Consider the following 23,567-nt stretch of genomic DNA (forward strand, 5'->3'; position numbering starts at 1 on the left):
ATCGCAAGCTTCCCGCGACGAATGCGTCGCCGAAGAGGGTGCTTGGACGGCCCTGCACGGTTGTCGGCAGGTCGCGGCGTGCTCGTCTTGGGCGGAGGCGGTCGAACTTGAAAGGCCACGCATGTGGGCGGAGCGAGGCGCCGCCTTCGCTGGTTCGGCGGGCGTTCAGGAGGAATCGAAACCGAATGCAAAGGAGCACGCTATCAAATATTTTCTTCGCTTACTTGTCAAAATTGCCTTAGCGCGCTCTTTTAATGCGTGCTATTCTACATCCGACTCATACATTCAACCTTCCTGTGCGGATCGCACTTGCGGTTGAGGGAGGGGTGGGGCTGCGCATCCTCCGACAGAGCGGATGCTGCCCTGCCAACGACGAGAGAAAGAAAGGGAATGCGGCATGAAGAAGCACGACCAGACGCTGGCGCGCAAGGCGACCGCCGTCGGCGTGGCGCTTGTCTGCGCGTTCGGCATGGTGCCTTCAGGGGCCTACGCAGGCTCGTCTTCGTCTATTGAGCAGACGGGGGGGGGGTCTAATCTCGGCCAATGACGCCGAGGTTTCCGCGATGCCGGACGGCGTCGCGGAGGCCGGCAAGGCCGGTGAGGTCTCGCTGGCAGAAGCGTTTCCCAACGAGGCGTTCCGCGAATACGTCGCCGACCGTTTCGATCAGGACGGCAACGGCTCGCTCAGCGAGGAGGAAATCACCCAGGCGATCTCCATCTATATCACCGATGCCGAGATGGCGGGCGCCATTACAGATCTTACGGGCATCGAAACCTTGACGAATCTCAGTGATGTCACGATTTATGGGCTTGGCGCAGCGAATGTGGATTTGACCGGCAACGAGAACGTGACGTTCCTCGACATCTCGAACTCGCCCGCGGTGACGACGCTCGATATCTCCAATTGTTATCTCCTGACGAACTTGTCGATACAGAACACGGGTATCTCAGAGCTCGAGCTGCTCGACAGCGTGCGTTATCAGCTGTTTATCGGCGGCTCTCGGATCAATGGCCTGGATGTGCCATCTAGAGCGGTGCAAATTACCCTCGATGCGGAGGGCGGCACGCCTCTCGCGTGGCTGAGCTCCGCCAATAAATACATGACCGTTCAGGCCGAAGAGAGCGTGGGCGGCAGCGCTTCCGAGATCGAGGAGTACTCCTCTACGGTTCCCGTGAAGGCTGCCGAGGACGGCACGGTCAACCTCGAAGAATCGTTCCCGGGCCTCGATCCGAGCAAAGTTGACGGCGTCGTGGGCGCCGACTACGACAAAGCCACGGGCGTCCTCTCCAACGTAACCGACACGGTGACCTACACCTATGAAACCGGCATCAACGACTTCACGCTCAACGTCACGCTCAACGTGGACACGTCCGATGTTCCCGTGCCGCCGGGCATCAACATCGCCGAGGCCTTCGCGAACGACGATTCGTTGCGCGAGTACTTCGAAAAGGTGAAAGACGAGAATGGGGACGGCTATCTGAGCGAGGAGGAGGTCGCCTCCATCTACGAGGACGGCGTCTGGCTCGACGCCATTGACGGAGGGGTTGGCGGCTGGTTCCCTGGCGGCGTTGAATCGCTCGACGACTTGGTGACGAATCTTCCCGGCCTCACGATTCTCCATGCTGGCAAAAACGCCATCCCGGGCGCCGATCTCACGGGGCTCGAGCAGCTCAGCAACCTCGATATGACGGACGGCGAGGGCGGCAGCACGAGCCTCGGCTGGCTCAACGTTGACGGGCTCGAGAACCTCACGGCCGATAAGTGCATCCTGCCCACCACCACCAAGGCGCTCGAGCTTGCAAACGACGATCCGCGCACCACGAACCTCAAGACGCTCTTCCCGGGCATCGACCTTTCCAAGGTGGAGAACCCGCGTGGCGCTGGCGTCTACGACGCGAAGACGGGCGAGCTGAGCGATCTTCTAGGTGGCGGCACGTTCACCTACACCTACAATGCCGGTACCATTGCGGATGGTCAGAAGGTCACGTTCGACGTGAACATTGAGGTTGCGGTCGAGGACACAGACGTTTCCGTCGACCCGATGAGTTTCCCCGACGATGCGTGGCGCTCCTATGTTGAGACGAATCTCGACAAAGACGGGGTTCAGAACTCCCTCACCGAGTATGAACGCTCGCTGGTCACCGAGCTTTCTGGTCTGCCTGAGGGCATCGAGGACCTCACGGGTATCGAGCATTTCGCAAACCTGGAGACGCTCGACTGCTCGGGGCTTTCGCTCGGGGCGCTCGACCTGTCGGGCAATTCCAAGCTGACGACGCTCGACTGCTCGGACAACCAGCTCACGTCGCTCAGCCTTGAGCAGAACGCGGCGCTTTCTGCCATCAAGGTGGCGGGCAACCCGCTTATGTGGGTCAAATTGAGCCCCGAGGCCACGATCACCGGATCCGACCTTGCGCAGGGCGGCGCGGGCTACGGTTTGACGGTGGATGGCGCGCCGTTCGACATGACTCTGTTTTTGCCAGGCATCGAGATCGACCGGGTCAGCGACGTGGTGGGCGCAACGCTCACGGGCACCGAGCTTTCGGATTACTCCCAGGGAACGCCTGTCGCGTACAGCTACGACACCGGGGCCAAGGACGGCAGCGGCCAACCCGTGTTGTTCGCGGGCGAGCTCGACCTCACGGTGGGCGAACCCCAGTTCCCCGACCCTGTGTTCCAGGCGTACGTGAACCGCAACTTCGAGAAGAACGGCCAGATCGGCCTGCAGCAGGACGAGCTTAAAGCCGTCAACAGCATCAACGTGAGCGGCTTGGGCATCAAGAGCCTTGAGGGCATCGAGCTGTTCACCGAACTGACGTCGCTTGATTGCTCGAACAACCAGCTTACCGAACTTGATGTCGCGCATAACACCAAGCTTGCAAGCCTCAACTGCTCGCACAACCAGCTGAGCGCGTTCAACCTTGCCAACACGGGTGGCAGCGCTGTTTCGACCAACATGCTTACGCAGCTCGATCTTTCGTACAACGAACTGCGCACCGTCGATCTGACGCAGCTGTGCAACGCCTCTGCGGGCGACGAGACGGTTACGGCGACGGTCAACCTCGAGGGCAACGACGCGCTGGTGGGAGTTGACTTCCCGCCCAGCAGCAAGATTCACGTCGATGCGACCCTGCCGCAGGACAACGTGATCGACATTCCCCTGCCGGCAGGCGCGACGAGCTTTAATGTGACGGACGAGCCGCTCGGTGTTGCTCCGTCCAACGTCTCCCTGCGGGGCGTGGAAGGCCACGTGGGCTACGATATGGCCACCGGCGAGGCTTCGGGTGTGGTTCACGGCGAGGCCATCATCATGACGTACCGTACTCACGGCTACGATGCGGACGGCGCGGCTATCGACTACGAGGTCACTTTGAACCCCGTGGTGGACGGCGGCGAGGTGGATCCGGGCATCGAGATCAGCGAGGCCAACTTCCCCGACGCGGCCCTGCGCGACTTTTTGGGCGGCTACGACGAGAACGGCAACGGCTTCCTGAACGAGGACGAGCAGCAGGCGCTCACCTCGCTGAACGTCAGCGGCAACGCGGACATCAAGAGCCTTGCCGGCATCGAGAAGCTGACAACCGTCAAATATCTCGACATCAGCAACACCACGGGCATTGAGGCGCTCGACGTGTCCGCCATGCCCAGCCTGCAAATGCTCACGGCTCAAACCTCCGCCCTCAAGACGCTTGAGCTGGGCGAGGCTCCCGAGCTGGCAACGGTGAACCTGCTCGACTCGCAGGTGGAGAGCTTGGACATCGCGGGCTGTAAGAAGCTGGGATCGCTTTCGGCGGCGGGCAATCCGCTCACGAGCATCGCCATCGGCTCCCAGCCGGCGCTCGGCACGCTGGAGCTGGGCGGCACGGGCATCGCCGAGCTTGACGTGACGGGCTGCCCGAAGTTGCAGAACCTCAATTTCGACCAGACCGACGTGACTTCCATCGATCTCTCGCAGTGCCCCGAGCTCATGCACCTGTACTGCGGAAACGCGGCCATCGAGAGCCTGGATGTGACGGCCAACACGAAGCTCGAGATTCTGTGGGCTCCCGCGTCCCAGCTCTCCGGGCTCAAGATTGCGCCGGAGAACGATCCTGCGTTCAAGACGATCTACGTTTCGGGCACGCCTATGACCGATCTGGACGTCTCGATGCTGCCGCATCTTGAGGAGCTTCAGATGGAGGGCCTGGGCAAGGGCGTCGCCGGCTACGACATGGTGGGCTACGACACGACGGCGAACACCAACCTCTCGCTGCTTGAGATTGCGAACAACAACCTGGCGTGGATGCACATGGCCGACAACGAGACCACGAGGACGACCATGAGCCCCGGCTACTTCGACCTGGGGCTTCTGGACGACACGTTCGACATCGAGGAGAGGTTCCCCGGCCTGGACGCCTCGCGCATCCGCTCCGTGGAGGGGGCCGTGCTCGACGGCTCCACGATGAGCGGCTACCGCGAGGGCGCGCCCATCGTGTACACGTACTACTGCGGGCGCTCGGGCGGCGACGCCGACTCGGGCGCCCCGGCGCCGGGCGACCAGATCCTCACGGTGACGCTGGACTTCCGCACGATCGGGGTGCGCATCGTCGAGGACCTGAGCCGCCCGTGCGACGGCGCGCCGGTGCACGACCCCGCGACCGAGGTGCAGGGCGGCGCCGGCGAGCCCGAGCTCGCCTGGTACGAGCGCGACGGGGCCGCCGAGGGCGGCTGGCGCCTGCTGGACGGCCCGCCGAGCATGGCGGGCGACTACAAGGTCGTGGCGACCGTCCGGGGCGCCGCCGACGACGGGACGCCCGTCGTCAAGTCCGACGAGCGCCTGTTCACGATCTCGCGGAGCCCCAGCTCCATCGTGATCGAGGGCGACCTGTCCAAGGTCGAGGACGGCGAGCCCGTGGGGCTGCCGCCCTACAGCCAGACGGGCACCAAGGTCCCGCCGACGTGGACGTGGTGGGCCCTCGGGCCCGACGGCTCCTGGCGCAGGCTCGACGCCGCCCCGAGCGAGCCCGGCGACTACAGGCTCGTGGGCGAGGTGGCGGGCAACCGCTGCTACGAGGGCGCCCGCGTGGAGCAGGGGTTCTCCATCCGGGCCGAGGCCGAGCCCGCCCCGCCCGCCCCCGAGGGGCCCGCGGCGCCCCTGCCCGCCGCGGGCGACGCCGCGGGCCCGCTGGCGGCCGCGCTCGGCGCGCTCTGCGCCGCCCTGGCCGCCCTGGCCGCCGCGAGGCGGGCCCTCGGGCGCCCCTAGCCCCAGCGGCCGGCGCGCCGCGGGGCCCGGCCGGGAGGGGGTGGCTCGTTTTTGGGCTTTCTTCGCTTAGAACGCCCATCGCGGTGGCGGATCGGTGTTTGCGGTCTCTGCCTCCATCGTAGCCGAAGCAGTTGCATCGCGCTTCTCGCATTTGGAGCCGGATGGCTCGTCGCTGCTCCATTCTGCGGGAAGCGCATCGGCTTCACCTGCGCTGACTGAGATCTCGCGCCTCTCTGCCGAAGTTCCCTACGACGGTGTTGCGACTTTCATGTTGAAAGGAGATGCGGCGGTCTCTGCCGATTCGGCGGGAAGCTCGCTGGGCGCATTCAGCAGAAGTCGCTTGTTGGTGCTGATTAAGCGCTTTTTCGAAGGTCGCACTCGGCATCTTTAGCCTATCTCGAAACCAAGTTAGAACGTTCTTGAGTGCGTATGCAAAATCTCCATGCAGGGAGAGAGAAAATAATATTGCAACGAAACATGGAAAGGCGTTTGAACCGAGTTAGTGGGCCAATTTCGGCGATTTTTGGTCAAAACGTCCCTGTAAAACAAAAAATCAGAGCCTAAAAACCGGCTCTGATCTAGGATGACAAGTGGTGCGCCGTGAGGGATTCGAACCCCCGACGTACTGATTCGTAGTCAGTCCCTCTATCCAGCTGAGGTAACGGCGCACGTCGAAACAGCAAAGGTTATTATGCCGGTTTGGCGATCACCTGTCAATGAGAAATTGCGAAATCCGCGAAAACGAAAGCCGACAAAAGTTTGAAGCAAGGAAGATGAGGGAGTATTGGCGCAGGTTCGAAGCACGACGGTAGCCATCGGCCGGTCGACGGGTGCTGGTTGCCGACCGGCATCGTTTCCGCCTTGCGTTCTTCCCCTCGCTCTCTCACACGCTCAGGTCGCGATGGGCGAACACGGCTACGGCGACGGCGAACAGCGCGATGGCGGCGACGAGCAGTACCACGGCGCCGCTGGCCGCCGTTGTCTCGCCTGCGGCCAAGCCATAGTAATCGAACAAGGAAAGCGGGTTGGCGTTTTCCAGGAACTCCAGCTTGTCGCTTACCTGCGAGACCATTTGCATGAGAAAGAACAAGATGCTCAATGCCCCGCCCGCCCATAGTGCTGCCGCGGTGTTCGGGAAGAGGCATGCCGAGAGAAAGCACAGGCTTGCCAGCGCCAACCACAGTGCGAGCAGGCCTGCGTTCACCCGCAGCAGCGCTTGCATGTCCAGCTCGCCGGGGAACAACGCTTCGGAAACTCCCACCTCCAACGATGTGACCACCACTGCAAGGCCCGCCAGGATGGTCGTCATCACGCCGATCATCGTGCATGCGATGCACGTGCGGCTGTTCGGCGTGGCAAGCAGGTACGCCATGGAGCCGCGGTCGAGGTGACGCACCATCACCTTGTTCGTCATGATCAGGATGAGCACGAGCACAAACGCGGTCAACAGAAACCCGTACAGGTAGTTCAGCATGAAGTCGATGAGGGTGGTGGTTTGCGTCGACATTCCGAACGCGGCGAACACCTCGGGCATGCTTTGCATCATCGCATCGAGGCTCTTGCCCAGCTCCGGATCGTACATGCTGACGATCATGCCGATATACAAGGCGAGCACGGCGGCGATGATGCCGCCAGAAGGCAGGACGGCGCGCAGTTCCTTCGTAAACAGCGTCTTATTCATGGCGATCTCCTTCGATGTGCTTTTCGTCGTGACCCGTGCGGTTTTCGCGCTCTGCCCGCAGTGCTGCGGAAGGGCTCTTTCCGTTCTTCGCCCATTCTCTCCGCTTTGCCGAAGCGGGGAATTGACCGACGCCTTCGCTTGTCCCTCCTGCGTCGAAGGGCTTTTCGTGAGGCTTGTCGTCGGAAGTGCCGTAGAGGTGCATGAACAGCTCTTCGAGCGTTTGCTCGCGTGCCGTAAGATCGATGATTTCGTAGGCGGCGAGGTCTTTGACGAATGCGTCGAGGTTTCCGGCCACGGTCGCTTCGACGCGAGTGGCTCCGACCGGGCAAAGCTGAAGGAGAAGCTTCGCGTCGGCATGCGCGCGGACGTAGCGGTCGCGTGTTGCGGTATCGGCAAAGGAGACGGAGAACACGCGCTTGCGCGATTTCCTCACATCGTCCATGCGCATGGATCCGGCCAGTCGACCTGCGCGGATGAACGCTACGTGGTCGCACGTGCGCTCAACTTCCTCGAACAGGTGCGACGACAAAAGAATGGTGGCACCGCGGCGTTTTTCCTGCAACACGAGGTCGATGAAGCGGCTTTGCATGAGCGGGTCGAGTCCGCTTGTGGGTTCGTCGAGCAGGACGATGTCGGGCGAGCCCATGAACGCGCAAACAAGGCCCACCTTCTGTTTCGTGCCCTTCGACATCTTGCGGATGCGCCGCGAAGGGTCGAGTTCGAAATAATCCACCAACTCCTTCATGCGCGTGCGGTCCTTTAGTTTCTTCATGCGGGCCATGAACTCCAAGAAGGCCGTTCCGGTCATCTCGTCCATGCAGGCGATCTCGCCTGGCAGGTATCCCAGATGCTCTTGGATGCGAGCGCGTTGGTCAAAGCAGCTCAAACCGTTTATGCGTGCCGTTCCCTCTTCGGGGCGAATGAAGCCCATGAGGGTGCGCATCGTCACGGTTTTGCCTGCTCCGTTCGGGCCTAGAAAGCCGAACGTTTCGCCACGGTGCACGGCAAGCGACACGTCGAACACGCCACGTCCTTCACCGTAATCCTTCTTGAGCCCTCGAATCTCGATAAGGGGGTTGCTTGCGGGGTCGCCCGGTTGGCTCATCGATACTCCTCCTTGTACGAATAGGATCTCAGCATTTCGCACCAGCAGCGCATCTCGCCTATCATATCGTCGATGTCGAGGCGTTTTCGGAGCGCGCGCTGTTGGTGCAGGTAGCCATCGGCGAGCCAGATGAGCATGTTCAGCACATGCTTCGGATCGACGTCGTCGCGGAATCGGTCGAATCGTACGTTTTTAAAGTACGTGGCGAACATCGGCTCAATCTGGCTTTGCGTCCAGCCGTTCATGGCATCTCGAACGTCTTTGTGCTCTGGGTAGAAGGCTCGGACGGAGAACTCCAGCAAATGCGGGAATGCGCCCAAGACCCTGCTCTTGCTTTCGGCTGCGTAGATGAGCAGGTCGAAGAAATCGTCGATCTCGTAGAATGCATCGTCCACGACGATTCGGGCCACTTTGTCTGTAAGGTGCTCCATGAGCGAGAGGTAGAGCTCCTTTTTGTTCTTGAAATAGAAGAAAAGAAGCCCTTTCGATATGCCCGCGCGCCGCGCGATGGTCTCGGTGGATGCGTTTTTGTAGTCGTTCTGCCCAAACGTTTCGACGGCGGCGTGTACGATGGCGTCGCGCCGGTTTTCCGGTAGGGCATCGAACGCGTTGCGCGGCTTGTCCAAGGGAGCCTCCTTTCATGGCCGTGCGTTGATCTGTCGGCGGAGCAACCTTTCCTGTTGACCGTTCGGTCAGCAGATCGCGCTTCATATTACGCCGTTGACTATTTTTGGGAAGGGGGCACGGAGGTAATTTCAGGGGCTGTTTGAAGACGGGAAATGAGAAAGGCTTGAAACTGCCAGAAGCGCGAGATGGTGATCAATGAGGTTCCGTTCGGAATTCGGCGCAGCTGTTCTAGAGGGAAGGTTGCCGGAAGCGAGGGGGAAGGCCTGAAGCGAGGAAGACCGTCGGAAGCGTGAGGACTGCGGTCGGAAGCGCGGAATGCGGCTGATGGGCGGGTCGGTCGTGCGCAGACGCAAAAAGATCGTTCGGCAGCCACGGTGTCGGCCTCGATTTTCGCCCGATTATGCGCAGGTGCGGCACGGAAGGACCCTCCTTGCTATAACGGGAACGCTTCCGAGAGGGCGTGCGACGGGGGGCGGCGAGCCTTGGCCGCGCGCTCGGGGGCGTTCGCATGCTCCCCGATGCGCGAGAAGCCGGCAAGGGAGGCAGGCGGGAAGGGAAGGGGCCTTCGCGAACTTGCCATCGGGCCGTGTCGATTCCGGTTTCGTGGAAAAGCCCTCTCTTCTGTCTCAAAATCCGCCAGGTTGCTATCACTACCTGAGGAAATGCAAGTTCTTCAGGGCGCGCCTTCTCCGTCAGGATTGCCTTGCTTTGAGAGTCGTCCTCGCGAATGGGCGAAACGTTGCAGATGCTATTTCGCGTAATCGCATCGCGGTAGCAATCTGTCGAACACTGCGTCGCATAAATGCCGTTTGCCGCTGAACCAAGATTGACAGGGGCTATACCGGCCCGCCGCGCAAATCTCATCGTTGTTTCGGAGAGCCCTCTTGCATCGCGGGGCGGTCTTTCGTCTCGTCTGCTCGCTGGGAGTTCGATCCAAAATCCGGCGAATGCGCGTTCGTGTCATCTTGGTTCGGCAGCGAAAAGGCTCTGGCGCGCACCGGGTCGCCCATTCTTGACGGCGCTCATTCCGCATACGCCCCCTTTCTTTTTGCGACGAGCCTGTTGACGAAAGGGGCGGCGGGATCGTGCAGGACGTCATGCGGAGTGGCGTACTGAGCAACGTGGCCCCCTTCTATGACGAGCATGCGGTTTCCCAGGTACAAAGCCTCATCGATGTCGTGCGTCACGAACAGCACGGTGATGCCTGTCTGCGCATGGATGCGCTTGATCTCGTCTTGCAAGGCGCTGCGCGTGATGGCGTCAACGGCGCTGAACGGCTCGTCGGCGAGCAGGATGTCGGGGCTTGCTGCCAAGGCGCGTGCGATGCCGACGCGTTGCGCCTGTCCGCCCGAGAGTTCGGCGGGGTAGCGATCACGCAAACCAGCGGCCAGTCCAACGAGGTCCATCCATTTCTCCACGGCCGCTTCGGTGCGGCGGCGATCGTCGCGGTTGAGCAGACTCGGCACGTAGGCTATGTTCTGCCCGACGGTGAGGTGGGGGAACAGCACGCTGCCTTGGATGACGTAGCCCACCGAACGCCGTAGCTCGATGGGGTCGATTTCAGATGTGGCGCGACCGTGCACGAACACGCGGCCGGCGTCGGGCATGACGAGGGCGTTCACCATCTTCAGCAGCGTGGTTTTGCCGCAGCCTGAACTGCCGATGACCGTGACGAATGCGCTTTCGTCCACGGCGAGCGTCACGTCGTCCACGGCAGATGCGCTTCCGAACCGCTTTGTCACATGATCGAACGCGATGGCGGGCATGTCGTTTAGGGAGGCGTGATGATGGGGCGTGGCGGCAGATAGGTCGTCCTGGTCATTGCGGCGACTGGATGCGTTGACGTTTGAAAAAGGCCTTGCAGTTCCGGAGGCCTTGCGGGGATATTCTTCGGATCGTTTCATGTGCCCGGAGTAACGAGGTGAGGAGGCGTCGAACCCTCGGTCTCTTCCATCTTTCTGCTGGATAGTGGCAGAGTCTTCGCTTCCTCTCCTGTTTTGATCGAATGCTGCAAAGTTGCGGCGCTCTCCGATCTCCTGACCGAATGCGGTGAGGCTCGGAAAGCCGGAGAGGCTCTCTCGTCGCGCTAGCGCGGTTTCGCTTGCCATGCTAGATCAGCCCCCTTTCGGCGAGGAACGCGTCGGCGACGTCTTTCGGCTCCGTGCCCTGCGTCTCCACCTGGCTGTTCATGGCGGCCATGTCGATATCGGAGATGGCCCCCTCCAGCTTCAGCAGCTCGTCGCGCAGCTCGGGGTGCGCCTGCAGGGTGTCTTCGCGCACCACGTTGCAGCATCGGTACGACGGGTAGAAGTGCCGGTCGTCCTCCAATACGACGAGGCGCTCGTCGGTTACCTGGCCGTCGGTGGTCGACATGGTGATGGCGTCCACCTGCCCGTCGAACAGCGCCTGGAACTTCAGGCTCATATCCATGTCGGCAGTGGTGCCGAAGTTCATGCCGTAGGTCTCCTGCAGCCCGGGGTAGCCGTCTTCGCGGTCGTAGAAGTCCGGCTGCGCGCCGAACGTGAGGTCGCCCGCCACCTTCGCCAAGTCGGAGTAGGTGCGCAGGTTGTAGCGCTCTGCCACGTCCTTGCGCACGGCGATGCCGAACGTGTTGTTGAACCCGTATTTGCCTATCCATTCGAAGTCGAACTGGTCGCGGTACGCCTGCGCTAGCTCGCTGAACATCGACTCGTCGTAGAGTCCGTCGCGCTTGAGCACCGTGGTCCAGGCGGTGCCCGTGTACTCGGGGTACAGGTCGAAGTCGCCGCGCTCCATGCCAGTGTGGATGTTGTACGTGCCGCCGCCGATGCCCGGCACGATGTTCACGGAAAGGTCGGTGTCCTTCTCGATGAGCGTTTTCAGCATCTCGCTCAAAATGTACTGTTCGGTCATGGGCTTGGTGGCTATGGTGACAGTGCCGCTGTCGGCGATCCCGCCCGCGCTGCCGTCGGCGAAAAGGCTGCCGCGTTGCGAGTACGCGAACGCCCCGCCCGTCATCATCACGAGCGCGACTGCCAGGGCCGCTGCGGCAAGGACGCTTCGTCGCGATCCGAATGGATTCGAGCTTCTCGCCTCCAGAGGTGCGCGGCTTCGCCGCCGGGCGCGCGAAGGTTCCAGATGGCGACGCGTGCGCTTCTCCGCCAGGCCCAGCACAAGGTCCACCACGATGGCGAGCGCGGCGATGAGCACGCTGCCCGCCAGCGTCATAGCCAGGTTGTTCGTGGTTATGCCGCGGTAGATGGCCACGCCCAGCCCGCCCGCCCCGATGAACGAAGCGATTCCGGTCAGCGCAATGGTCATGGTGGTCATGTTGCGGATGCCGCCCATGATGACGGGCGCGGCCAGCGGCAGCTCCACGCGGTAGAGCAGCTGGCGGTCGGTGGACCCCATGCCGCGTGCGGCCTCGACGACAGCCGGCTCGATGGTGGTGAGCCCCGTGTAGGTGTTGCGCACCATGGGCAGCAGCGCGTACACGGTGAGAGCCACGATGGCGGTGAGGTCGCCGATGCCCGTGACCGGGATCAAAAAGCCGAACAGCGCGATGGACGGGATGGTGTACACGAAGTTCACCAGAGCGAGCACCGGCTTCGCGCCGCGCCGCCACTGCGCGATGGCTATGCCGAGCGCAAGGCCGATGACGGCCGCCATCAGCACGGACGCGAGTGAGATGGCCACGTGCTGCATGAGCAGCTCGAAGAACCATTCACGTTTTTCGCTGAACAGAGTGAGCATAGTTTCGATCAAGAGCGCCCTCGCTTTCGACGCGTGCGACCATCGTGAAACATTGCACGTGTGCGCTTCGAGACACGTGATGACGTCGAACGTACTCGCTTTCGACGCGTGCGACTATTGTAGGAAAGGGTCGTTGGCCCTGGGGCTGCGGGATCGTGCGTTCCCCAACCGTCATCGCCCAGCGACGCAACGGCCACATGCGGGAATGGTCCTGCGCGACGAGGTGGTCATCTCTGCGCATAGGCGGTATCGCACCGGGGCTGCTCTCGTGGCTATGGAAGGGTGCGTCATCCGTGCCCGCTTTCATAGAACGGCGCTCTCTCGCGTGCACGGGAGCCTTGGGAAGGCAGGAGACCGACTCCCAAGACATCGTCGACGTGCCGTTTTCCAGCGCGTGCGCGGGAAGCTCGGGACGTTCCCGAGGTCGAGCCAGAGCCCCATTGCCGATCTGCCACGCGTGCGCTGGGCCTCTCGCGGACGGCCTGCATCCGCCCTGCCTCGGTGGTCGCTCTCTCGCGTGCGCGGGGGTGTGGCCAGGAAAGGACGGTCGACGTGTCCGTCACCATGCTCTCTCTCGCGTGCGCGGGAACGGCTTGGTGGCACGCGTATCCTGGACATGCTGGCAGGCGATGCTCTCGCGCGCGTGCGCGGGAACGACGCTCGCGAGCGCGCTGCAGCTCGTGCACCGAGCTGAGGCGATGCTCTCGCGCGCGTGTGCGGGAACGACGTGGAGGACCTGATGGGCGGTCGCCCCGGCCTGCTATGCTCTCTCGCGAGCGTGCGCGGGAACGACGGCGAATCCGGCGTTGAATCCGGCATCGTGCAGCCTATGCTCTCGCGCGCGGGAGCGGCAGAGGTACGCCGCCAGAAGCCCTGGCGCGAAGCGCTCTCTGGCGTGCGCGTTGCGGGAGGGGCGTGGCGAGGACGGCGATGAGCTTCCACGCGCACTCGCGCTCTCTCGCGTGCGCGAGTGTGCGTGGAGGCGGTGTGGCTCACCGGTACGATGTGCCAGCCCCATCGCTCTCTCTTTTCGGCGAGTCGAGCCTCGCGGCCTGTGGTTTTCGCCGAGTAACCGATACTCGTTCATTGTGCGGCGCGGCGCGGCGCTTTATCATAAGCGAATAGACGTATGCTCCCTTTTGCCATATTCGCCAGAAGCCGCACGATCGGAAGGGCGGTCGTCACGTACATTTTGGAAGAGGGCCGCGCTCGCGCGGCAGGAAGGATGCGCCATGGCCAGCGAAAAGCAGATCGCATTGTTCGAAAGCTTCAAAGCGATCAACTCTATCGAGGCGGCCGAATACGAGCAGTTCGATGTGAAGCGCGGTCTGCGCAACGCCGATGGCACGGGCGTCATCGCCGGGCTCACGAACATCGCGAACGTGCACGGCTACGTGGTGTCGGACAACGAGAAGATCGCCGACGAGGGCCTTTTGCGCTACCGCGGTTACGATGTGTACGATCTGTTGGATGTCGAGGCGATCGACCGGCGCTTCAACTACGAAGAAGTGGCATACCTGCTGCTCATGGGCGAACTGCCCACGCAGGGCCAGCTCGACCGCTTCATTGCGGCTCTTGATGCTGAGCGCGAGCTGCCCAACGGATTCACTGCTTCCATGATCATGCGCGACACGCCGCCCGACATCATGAACGTGCTCGCTCGATCCATTCTGCTGCTGTACGCTTACGACGCGCATGCCGAGGAGCGCTCGGCGCATCACGAGGTTGCCACAGCGATATCCCTCATCTCTCGCTTGCCGCGCATCATGGTGCTCACGTACTATGCGAAGCGCGCTCGCTACAACAACGAGTCCATGATCATGCACCGTTTCGTTCCGGGGCAATCCACTGCCGAGACGATCCTGTCTATGCTGCGTGCCGACCGACAGTTCACCGCAAAGGAGGCGCGCATGCTCGACATCATGCTGTGTCTGCACGCCGAGCACGGTGGCGGCAACAACTCCACATTCACCACGCGGGTGCTGACCTCGGCCGACACCGATCCGTATTCCACGTACGCCGGCGCCATCGGCTCGCTCAAAGGCTGGAAGCACGGCGGGGCGAATCATCAGGTGCTCGCGATGCAGCGGGAGATCAAGCAGAATGTCGAGCGGTGGGACGACGACGACGAGGTGGCCGCCTATTTGGCGAAAATCGTTAACAAAGAGGCGTTCGACAAGACGGGCCTTGTGTATGGCATGGGCCATGCGGTGTACACCAAGTCCGACCCGCGCGCCGTTATTTGCAAGAAGTACGCAGAGAAGCTGGCGGTGGGCACCGAATACGAAGCTGAGTTCAATCTGCTCAAAAGCATCGAGCGCCTTGCGCCCGAAGTCATTTTGCAGGAGAAGGGCACGCGGAAGGATATGTGCGCGAACGTGGACATGTACTCGGGGTTCGTGTACTCAATGTTGGGAATTCCCGAAGATCTGTTTACGCCGCTGTTTGCGTGCGCGCGCATGTCTGGTTGGGCTGCTCATCGTTTCGAGGAGATCGTGTCGGGCAAGCGAATCATTCGTCCTGCGTACAAGAGCGTGCATAAAGGCAAACGTGCTTACGTGCCGATGAGCGAACGATAAGCGTGCGAGGATGAAGCGACTGCGCAGGAAGGTCGCGTTTGCATGGTGCGGTCTGTGAAACGATGGGCGGCGCGAGGCGTGACGGCTTGCGGGAAGGGGAGCATCGACTAGGTTGGGGTTTTGCGCTGCGTACGTTGCGGCGGTGTGATGCAGGGTGTGGTTCGAGGATGGCGCACTCGCGTCGCAGCGAGCTCGCGTGCGTTTCGACGGTGCGATGCGAAGGCTGAAGCGCGGAGCGCCCGCGCCGCTATGCGAGGTGTGGGGTCGGCGTGATCGCACAACGCAGAGGGGCTGTCGCGATGTGGCCGCGCTGCGTGTACGGTGGATGTTTCACGTGAAACATCCACCGTCTATCAGGTGGTATTCGACAGCAAGGCCGTTTCCTTCATGCGATGATCTGGCGGATGCTGCCGGCTGGGCGACGTATGCCGAAATCGCGGTGCGGCGCAAGGGCCGCGAGGCTTCCTGCAATAGGCATGGGCTATCGTTCGTTGGGCGCATTCAGCAGCGAAGGGAGTCGTGACGAAGGAACGAAGATGATGCGATGAGGCATCGAAGTGATGTGGCGGCGATACGGCGGGGGCGGAAACGAGGCGCTGGAGCGACAGCGACGCGGCACAGCTGGGGTGCCGCAACGTACGGCGCGGCGACGACGCAACATGGAGAAGGGCGGCAGTTCCGCGACGTTCAGAAGCTTCGCAAGGAACGGTGTGGCGGGTGCAGCGAGGGGCAAGACGCAGCGGCGACAAAGCGGAGACGATGCCGTCTTTGCGGTGAAGCGAGTGGAGGGGCGCGGAGTTCCAAGAGGGGCGATCGGCTTCGGACGCGCGCAAAGAGATGTTCCGAAGTGGCACAAAATGCGTTTTGTGCATAGATCTCGCGGGTGAAAAGGTGCGCTTGGGATGAGCGACATGCAGTTTTGTCATTGAGGAAGCGCAAAACTGTCGTTTCTGAAGCGAAAACCTATGCACAAAATGCGATTCGTGCCACTATGGGAGCCGTCGGCGTCTCTGTTCCGTTTCGCGAAAGCCCCACGCTCGCATCGCGGGCGGGCGCGCGCCTCTCCCGAGACGGCGCACGACGGCTCCCCGCCCGACGCAGCCTGGAGGACGCCAAAATACGGGGCGCCTGCCCGCGGATGCAGCCGAAAAACGACCGGAGCTCCCCGCCCGACGCGGCCTCGAGGGCGCCAAAACCCGCCTTCTTCTTGCGCAAGAGCTTGGCGACATGCTCTAAAACGCTTTCTGCGGCCTTCTCCCTCATTGGCGCTTTTCCGCAAATTGCATTGAAGGGGGGCTGCTTTTTGCATAGAGGTCTTAACGGGACGGTCGTGTCGCATGCCAGAAGGCGGCGAAGAGCAAGCTTGAAAATGCGGGGAAGGCAAGGGGGCGGACGTCTGCCTCGCACGTTGGCGGGGGCGCCTGCCGTGCGAAGGCATGGGTCATGCGAAAGGCTCGTGCAAAAAACTTCCAGGCCAATTTACGGCAACTCTGAAGGCGCTTGGCGCTCTGTGGTGGGAAACCGATCGCGCGAAAACCCCGACGGGCACATTGCCGGCAACGGTCACTCGTTTTTGCAAATCGGAGAAACGTATGGCGGAGGCGGTAGGATTCGAACCCACGGACGCGCGAGCGTCAACAGTTTTCAAGACTGCCGCCTTCAACCACTCGGCCACGCCTCCGCATCGGATAGCTCGGAAAAGCATTGCGACCATCAGCGCAAACGCACAGATTAGTCGTTACGCCGATGTCGAATATCACGCAGCTCGCTTGCAACAGCTTGCGATCATCCGCGCGTCGGCATTGGCTCGCAGCTTGCGTTGCCGGCTGCACGTCCTGCCCGCCGACCGCTCGCTTTCGCCTTGCGGCTCGTGAGGGCCCGACCGTCGCTCGCCCGCTTGCGACCTGCAAGTGTCCAGCCGTCGCGCAGTATCCTACGATCCGTGGTGGCTGTCCATCGCGCAAGTTGCGCGCCAAGCACCGCGAAACGTGGGAATGGCATACGATCCGATCCTTGCAGGATGTCCGCCATGCGTGCTGCTCGCCGTGCGTCGTGCTTTTTCGCTTCGCATTCCCGAACGCACAGGTAGGATACCATATAATTGGCGCTATGATCGACGAAGACTACATGCGCATGGCCATCGACGAAGCGCACCGTGCCGAGCGGCTGGGAGAAGTTCCCATCGGCGCCGTCGTCGTGTACGAGCCCATCGATCCGGCTACGCGGCGTCCGTTGGCAAAACCGCAGGTGGTTGCACGGGCGTGCAACCTGCGCGAGACGACGAAAGACCCGGCAGGCCATGCGGAGTTCCTTGCGATGAAGCGCGCATCCGAGGTTTTGGACTCATGGCGGCTGACCGATTGCACCGTTTACGTGACATTGGAGCCATGCGTTATGTGCGCGGGTCTTATGCATCAGGCGCGCATTCGCCGCTGCGTGTACGGGGCTGCCGATCCGAAAGCCGGCGCGCTCGGCACGCTGTATGCCGTGAACGTGGACAAGCGGCTCAACCATACATTCGAAGCGACCCCCGGCGTGCTCGGTGACGAGTGCGCTCGCATCCTGCGCGACTTCTTCTCGCGCAGGCGCACGAAGCGGGCGAGGAGGCAGGAGGCGAAGGGCATGACGAACGAGGGCGAGAACACCAGCATTCCCGCGGTATCGGAGACGGTTCTGGCGGATTCGTCTCGGCCGTTGACGGCAGCGGCATCCATGTCGTCTGTTACCGCAGCCCCTGTAGCTGCTTCAGCTTCCAAAGACGAAAGCGACCCCTGCGTCGTCGATCTGCTCGATGTGGCTCGCAGCGCGCAACAGGTGGAGACGCAAAGGTTCAACGGACCGGGTTCGGTGCGCGTCATCGCACCCGCAAAGGTGAACCTGTTCCTGGACATCGGCGACATGCGTCCGGACGGATACCATGAGGCTGTGAGCATCATGCACGCGCTTCTTCTCCACGATGTGCTGCATCTGCGTCTCGCGCCGTCGCGGGGGACGGGTCTTTCCGTCGAGCTCACCTGCCGCGCGCGCAGCGGTCTTGCGCCGCTTGACGTGGCACCGGAGGACAATATCGTATCGAAAGCCATTCACCGGCTTGCGCAGGCGCTTGGCCGGAGTGTTGACGAAACGGTGATGGCGCATGTGGAGAAGCGCATTCCGGCGCAAGCAGGCCTCGGCGGCGGATCGTCCGATGCCGCGGCCGCGCTTGTGGGAGTGGCGCAATTGTGGGGAGTGTCTGGGGACGATCCGCATATCGGGGAGGTCGCCCGCTCTCTGGGGGCCGACGTGCCGTTCTTCCTTCGTGGCGGCTGCGCGTGCTTTTCGGGAGTGGGCGATGTGTTCTCCCACGAGCTTGCTCCTCTCGATGCGTTCGTCGCGCTCATCAAACCCGAGGGCGGCGTGTCCACGTCTGCGGCGTACCGCGCGTTTGACGCATGTCCGCAGCGCATCGCCTCAGCTGATCGCCGTCTTGCGCTCGAGGCTCGTCGAGCTGCGGACGTGCCGCTTCGCAACAACCTGGCACGCGCGTCCGAGCAGCTGCTTTCCATGCTCGCCGAAGTTCGAGCATGGGCGAGCGGTCACGATGACGTGCAAGAGGCGCTTATGTCGGGCAGCGGGTCGGCCGTGTTCGCGATCTGCCCTTCGTTCGACGCCGCCTCGCGCGTGGTCGCTCAGGCCCGGGCTCGCGGGTGGTGGGCGCACGCGACGATGTTCGCGCCCTTGCGTGCCTCAGTGGTTTCGTCGCGTTGAGGGCTTCCGAGGTCCTCTATCGACGATGCACGCTTTTCTCGTTAGCCAAGCTGTCATGTACGTGTTACATTTTCGCAACTATGAGCGGTATGCTATGGGTTACCGTCTGGTTCGCCCCTATTCTTAAACGGGCGCACGATGCTAGAATGGCAACTACGCAATGGCAAAGGAGAAGGTATGATCGTCGAATTAGTCGTTGTCCTCGTCGTGCTCGTCGTGCTGGCCGCGGTCGTCATTGGGCTTTACAACAACCTGGTTAAACTGCGCAACATGGTGGATAACGCATGGGCTCAGGTTGACGTTCAGCTGCAACGGCGGCTCGATCTCATTCCGAACCTCGTTGAGACGGTGAAAGGATACGCATCGCACGAGAGCGACACGCTCGAAGGTGTCACGCAGGCCCGCGCCGCCGTTATGAGTGCCTCCTCGCCCGAGGGAAAGATGCAGGCTGACAACCTGCTGACCGGAGCGCTGAAGAACCTGTTCGCCGTGGCCGAATCCTATCCCGACCTCAAGGCGAGCGTGAACTTTCAGCAGCTTCAAGCCGAGCTGTCCGACACCGAGGACAAGATCAGCTACATGCGCCAAAGCTACAACGACACGGTCATGAAGTTCAACACCGCCATCCAGACGTTTCCGGCGGTGCTGATCGCCGGAGCGATGGGCTTCAAGGCGCGTGAGAGCTTCGACGCCGTCTCTGCGGCAGACGCGGCTCCCGAGGTGCGTTTTTAACCATATCAGCCACATACTGCGTCCCAGGCGGGGCGCAGCGTTTTTCTGCACGAGAAAGCGGATCCTATTCCCTCGCTCTTAAACGGAGTCCTCCATGACTACATCAGCTTCAGAATCGGGTTCTGAACGAGAGAGCCTGCTCAATCGTCTGCTCAATTCGAATGTCGTCTTCGGTGCGGCTGTTGCCATGATCACCGCGCTGCTCGTGTGCTTCTACGGCATGCTGCAGATGAACATGGACGAAATCAACATCGAAACGGAGGCCTTGAAGGATCGTCCCTACACTGTGGCGGTGGCAGCCGGTCGCGTGGAAACACTGCTCATGCAAGTGCGAACGCTAGATGATCGGCTTGCGTTCACGCGGTCGCATGAAACGGTAGACAGCGTGTGGTCGGAGTTCGCGGACATCGACGGCGAGCTGCGCGAGAAGCTGGCCGTCGTCGTTGATCGGCATAGCGTTGACACCGAGAAGGCCCAAAGCTTGGCAAGTCAATACGAGGAGTTTCGCTCCCGGCAGAATCAGCTCATCGAGATTGCCGCGACGTCGGACAACGAGGAAGTCGTTCGTTTCCTTGAGAGGGATATCGACCCGTTTCTCGACTCTATGTTGAAAGCCAATGCCGATATCATCGCGGACGCCTCGCGCTCGTTCGACCAGTTGTACGAAACGGCGGCCGAAACGCGGGCCGACACCTTGTTCACGGCCACTGTGCTCATGGTGGCCGTTGTAGCCGCATTCGCCTTGTTCATTGTCGTGATACGCAGAAAGAACCGACAGCAGGAGCATCTGCAGGTCAGTTTGCAGCATGCGCTCGAATGCGCACAGGAAGCGAACGAGGCGAAGTCTCGATTCGTATCTAACGTGTCGCATGATATTCGCACGCCTCTTACAGCCATCATCGGGTTGACGGACATAGCGCTCGAGCACGCGTCAGAGGAAGCGCGCGTTTCCGAGTCGCTCGAGAAGATCAAGCTCTCGTCACATCACCTGCTGAACTTGGTGAACGACGTGCTCGATATGAGCAAGATCGAAAGCGGCCGGATCGAAATCAGCCATGAGCCGTTTGACGTGCGCGATTTGGTGGAGATGATGGCCTCGATCGCGCGGCCGCAGGCCGATACGAAGCACCTGAGCTTTATAGTGGGGCGATGCGATGTGCGCCCGGGCCTGGTGATGGGTGATGAGGTGCGCGTGAGCCAGGTGCTCATCAACCTTCTGGGCAATGCGGTGAAGTACACTGAGCCGTATGGGACCGTGCGGTTCTCTGTTACGGAGCTCGATGAAGAAGAGGTGCGGCACGTGTGCGGCGAAGGGCTGTGCGACCCGCATGCCGCCGTCTCCGAGGGACGGGTCCTGCGCGTGATGCGGTTCGTGGTGGAGGACGACGGGGTTGGCATGTCGTCGGAGTTCGTCTCCCACATTTTCGATCCGTTCGAGCGCGAAGATGCACCCTCCCGTTCCTCGGTTGAAGGCACGGGGCTTGGCATGACGATTGCGAAAAGCCTCGTGGAGCGCATGGGAGGCTCGATCAACGTCGAGAGTGCTCGCGGTCGTGGCTCGCGCTTCACGCTGCTGCTGCCGGTTGAGCATTGCGAGGGCGACGATGAGGCGCGGGACGAATCGGAGCCGATTGCGGTCCCTTGCAAAGAAAAGTCCGAGGTGGAAATTGGCTCGCTTGCGGAGTTTGAAGGGGCGTGGCCCGATGCGCACGTGCTGTTGGCAGAGGACGACGAGATCGTGGGCGAGATCGCCGAGGAGCTGATAGGTCGCACGGGTGCGGATATTGATCGTGCATGGAACGGAGCGGAGGCGGTCGAGCTGCTCGAGCGCGCGCCTGCCGGTACGTATGACTTGGTGTTCATGGACGTGCAGATGCCGCGCATGGATGGACTGGAAGCGGCTCGCGCCATCGTCGACGGTTGCGAACGCTCCGGTCGCGCTCATCCTCCCATCATCGCCATGACGGCGAATGCTTATGTTGAGGACCGCAAGCGCGCCTACGATGCGGGCATGGACGGTTACGCGGTGAAGCCTATCGATGAGGAGGAGATAGTCGAACTGTTCAGGACGTATGTGCCGCTTGACGGCAAAAGGGTGCGGGGACGCGCCGGCCTGGCGCGGTCTGGGCAAACGTGCATGGACGCTGAGCCAGGTGCGGGTGCGGCTTCGGAGGCGAGCGGCGCACGTTTGCGGTGACTCTGGTATGATGCGGGCGTGCGCCCATCGTCCCGTGCGGCGTGCCGTCTCGGAAAGGTAGGATGTCGATGATCGCTCGACTTTCTCGCGTGGTGCCGTTGCTTCTGGTGCTTGCTGCGATAGCGCTCGTTGTGTACCTCGTGGTCGCGTGGCGGCATTCGCCGAATCGCGGCAAAGAGGTGCTCATCCGCCTGTTTACCGTGATCACCAGTGTTCTATCGGCGCTCTTTCTGATCGTATGCCTGTATGCATGGCTCGATGGCAGCGCGGCGGTGCTCGACCTCGGCGCGAGTTTCCTTGTTGCGGCGCTTACGGGGTTGGCGGTCACGCGTGTCTGCCGTGCCGTGTTCCTGCGTCATCATCCTGCGTATCGCATGAAGCCGCAGAAAGTGCGTCGACTGGGGGTTCTGTCGCGTTTTTGGTCAAGCCGTCGCTGACGCCGGTGTTCCGGAGCTTTCGTCAGGGCCGCATGCCAAGCGTTTTTTGGCTGCTCGGGGATGCGTCCTCCGTCCTTGTCGCATTGCATGGGGTGGCGCTTTCCGAGAAGTTGCGTCGACTCCGGCTGATGGCGCGAGCTTCTTCCTCCGGGCGAAACGGCTTCGAACCGGCGGGGAGTTTTCGCGCGTAACCGCAGCCTTGCTTGGAGCAACTTGAAAAGTCGCTGGTTACCGAATGCGGTTTCAAGTCATTCCAGCGATGGGGGGGGGCAGGTTCTCATGACCGCTCATTCGGCGCTCTTCGTCTCGGCCGTCAAGCTCTTGTCGGCGCTGACGGTCCGCAAGGGCGCAGCCCTCTTTGCGCGAAAAACGCGCTCAATCGTGTCTCTTGCAGGAACGGCTTCGATTGTCCTGCCGAGAGTGGTGTTCGGGCGGCTTATGGAAGTGTTTGGCCTCTTGTCGGCTCAGCGGAACCGAACGTTCCACGCGTGCGAAACTTCTTTCCGCTAGAACGGAGAGGTGTTTGGTCGGGACGGTCGCGCAGTCGAAGGCCGGCCTCTTTCCCGCATGCGGAGGCAGGCTCCTTCGTTCTTTCGATCAGAGGAGATGGGTCGATGCTGCGATGCGGTTGCGGCTTCGCGCGTTTGTCGTCGTGGTTGGTTTGGCATGCTGGTTGAGTGGGCCGTACGGAAAAGAGCTCTAGGCGCGTGCCTTGAAAAATGGCGAGCGAAGAGGCGAAGCGCCCGCGAGCCTTCCATGCTTTGACGGAGGCCGAAAAGGGGCTTTTGGCCTGACCTCTCTTTCGGAGGGCGTTCGTCCGCACCGTTGCGTGACGATGGGCGTCTTTTTGCCGGCTGCGGTTGGGCTACCTCGAGTTCGATGCTTTGCACGGGTCGCCCTCGCTCGCTTCCTTCAGCGCGGTTGCGGGTATGAAAGGAGGATTCGGAGCACGATGCTTTCGAGAAGAGTCTCGCTCTCCAGATGCTTTTTGTGGGCGTGGAGGGCGCAGGCGGTCTGTTGTCGCGAGATGCCCGCTGCTTCGTTTTGCTCGCTCTCCAACCGCGCTCGCCGCTTCATGGCGCTGGTTTCAGCGCGCTGCCTACGAGGGACGGCAATGAGCGGTCGACCAAAGATGGAAGGGAGTGGTTCGTGCAAGTCGTACCTGGCGGAGAGCTGGGGATTCGAACCCCAGATACGCTTGTGGCGTATACTCGCTTAGCAGGCGAGCACCTTCGGCCTCTCGGTCAGCTCTCCGTGTACGTGTCAAATCGGCCAAATAGCGAACTCGATGTCAGCGCGCGAACCGTCCGCTCTTCACCGAGCAAACGAATCATACGTGATACGTGCCATCGTGTCAAACGTGCTCGAGGCATGGTGGCATCCTGCGCATGGTCTGTGCATCGTATGGCGTTGATGGTTCGGATGAGGCGTACGAGCTGGTCGTCAACACAGGTGACATTCTCGGAGGGCGGGTCATTCGGTTGGCGTGC

12 protein-coding genes and 3 tRNA genes are annotated in these 23,567 nt (G+C 61.8%); 7 read left to right on the forward strand and 8 right to left on the reverse strand.

What is annotated here, in order from left to right; translation table 11 throughout:
* The first annotated feature begins 397 nt into the window (after positions 1–397).
* Both B5F40_RS16120 and B5F40_RS00415 read left to right on the forward strand, forming a co-directional pair.
* Positions 398–547: a hypothetical protein gene (locus tag B5F40_RS16120; protein WP_162610827.1), complete on the forward strand. Its 150-nt coding sequence runs from the start codon at positions 398–400 to the stop codon at positions 545–547.
* Between the two features lie 16 nt (positions 548–563).
* Positions 564–5,240, forward strand: coding sequence for a leucine-rich repeat domain-containing protein (locus tag B5F40_RS00415; protein ID WP_087192406.1), 4,677 nt, complete (start codon positions 564–566; stop codon positions 5,238–5,240).
* A 591-nt stretch (positions 5,241–5,831) separates the two neighbouring features.
* Here the strand turns inward: B5F40_RS00415 and B5F40_RS00425 are convergent.
* From B5F40_RS00425 to B5F40_RS00450, 6 genes are all read right to left on the reverse strand, one after another.
* Positions 5,832–5,908: transfer RNA gene (locus tag B5F40_RS00425), tRNA-Arg, on the reverse strand.
* A 215-nt stretch (positions 5,909–6,123) separates the two neighbouring features.
* Positions 6,124–6,921 (reverse strand): ABC transporter permease subunit, encoded by a 798-nt coding sequence (locus B5F40_RS00430; RefSeq protein ID WP_087192408.1) that lies wholly within the window; start codon positions 6,919–6,921, stop codon positions 6,124–6,126.
* A complete protein-coding gene (locus B5F40_RS00435) occupies positions 6,914–8,026 on the reverse strand; it encodes an ABC transporter ATP-binding protein (protein WP_087192409.1) in 1,113 nt (370 codons plus the stop codon). The genes B5F40_RS00430 and B5F40_RS00435 overlap by 8 nt, the downstream gene beginning before the upstream one ends.
* On the reverse strand, positions 8,023–8,652 hold the full coding sequence (locus B5F40_RS00440) for a TetR/AcrR family transcriptional regulator (RefSeq protein WP_087192410.1): 630 nt from the start codon (positions 8,650–8,652) through the stop codon (positions 8,023–8,025). The genes B5F40_RS00435 and B5F40_RS00440 overlap by 4 nt, the downstream gene beginning before the upstream one ends.
* A gap of 1,023 nt (positions 8,653–9,675) precedes the next feature.
* On the reverse strand, positions 9,676–10,419 hold the full coding sequence (locus B5F40_RS00445; protein ID WP_087192411.1) for an ATP-binding cassette domain-containing protein: 744 nt from the start codon (positions 10,417–10,419) through the stop codon (positions 9,676–9,678).
* Between the two features lie 343 nt (positions 10,420–10,762).
* Complete coding sequence (locus tag B5F40_RS00450) at positions 10,763–12,397, reverse strand: ABC transporter permease/substrate-binding protein (protein WP_239442819.1); 1,635 nt, start codon at positions 12,395–12,397, stop codon at positions 10,763–10,765.
* Positions 12,398–13,617: 1,220 nt separating this feature from the next.
* Here B5F40_RS00450 and B5F40_RS00460 point away from each other — a divergent pair.
* A complete protein-coding gene (locus B5F40_RS00460) occupies positions 13,618–14,964 on the forward strand; it encodes a citrate/2-methylcitrate synthase (RefSeq protein WP_087192414.1) in 1,347 nt (448 codons plus the stop codon).
* 1,593 nt (positions 14,965–16,557) lie between these two features.
* On the opposite strand, the gene B5F40_RS00465 is transcribed toward B5F40_RS00460, so the two are convergent.
* A tRNA-Ser gene (locus tag B5F40_RS00465) sits at positions 16,558–16,645 on the reverse strand.
* A gap of 428 nt (positions 16,646–17,073) precedes the next feature.
* Here B5F40_RS00465 and ispE point away from each other — a divergent pair.
* From ispE to B5F40_RS00490, 4 genes are all read left to right on the forward strand, one after another.
* Complete coding sequence (ispE, locus tag B5F40_RS16500) at positions 17,074–18,711, forward strand: 4-(cytidine 5'-diphospho)-2-C-methyl-D-erythritol kinase (RefSeq protein ID WP_239442820.1); 1,638 nt, start codon at positions 17,074–17,076, stop codon at positions 18,709–18,711.
* Between the two features lie 177 nt (positions 18,712–18,888).
* Positions 18,889–19,443 (forward strand): LemA family protein, encoded by a 555-nt coding sequence (locus B5F40_RS00480; RefSeq protein ID WP_087192415.1) that lies wholly within the window; start codon positions 18,889–18,891, stop codon positions 19,441–19,443.
* Positions 19,444–19,537: 94 nt separating this feature from the next.
* Positions 19,538–21,640, forward strand: a complete 2,103-nt coding sequence (locus tag B5F40_RS00485) for a hybrid sensor histidine kinase/response regulator (protein WP_087192416.1) — start codon at positions 19,538–19,540, stop codon at positions 21,638–21,640.
* A gap of 68 nt (positions 21,641–21,708) precedes the next feature.
* Positions 21,709–22,077: a guanylate cyclase gene (locus B5F40_RS00490; protein ID WP_087192417.1), complete on the forward strand. Its 369-nt coding sequence runs from the start codon at positions 21,709–21,711 to the stop codon at positions 22,075–22,077.
* 1,163 nt (positions 22,078–23,240) lie between these two features.
* On the opposite strand, the gene B5F40_RS00495 is transcribed toward B5F40_RS00490, so the two are convergent.
* A tRNA-Ser gene (locus B5F40_RS00495) sits at positions 23,241–23,331 on the reverse strand.
* Positions 23,332–23,567 lie beyond the last annotated feature (236 nt).

The organism is Gordonibacter sp. An230, from assembly GCF_002159915.1.
Taxonomy (GTDB): Bacteria; Actinomycetota; Coriobacteriia; order Coriobacteriales; family Eggerthellaceae; genus Rubneribacter.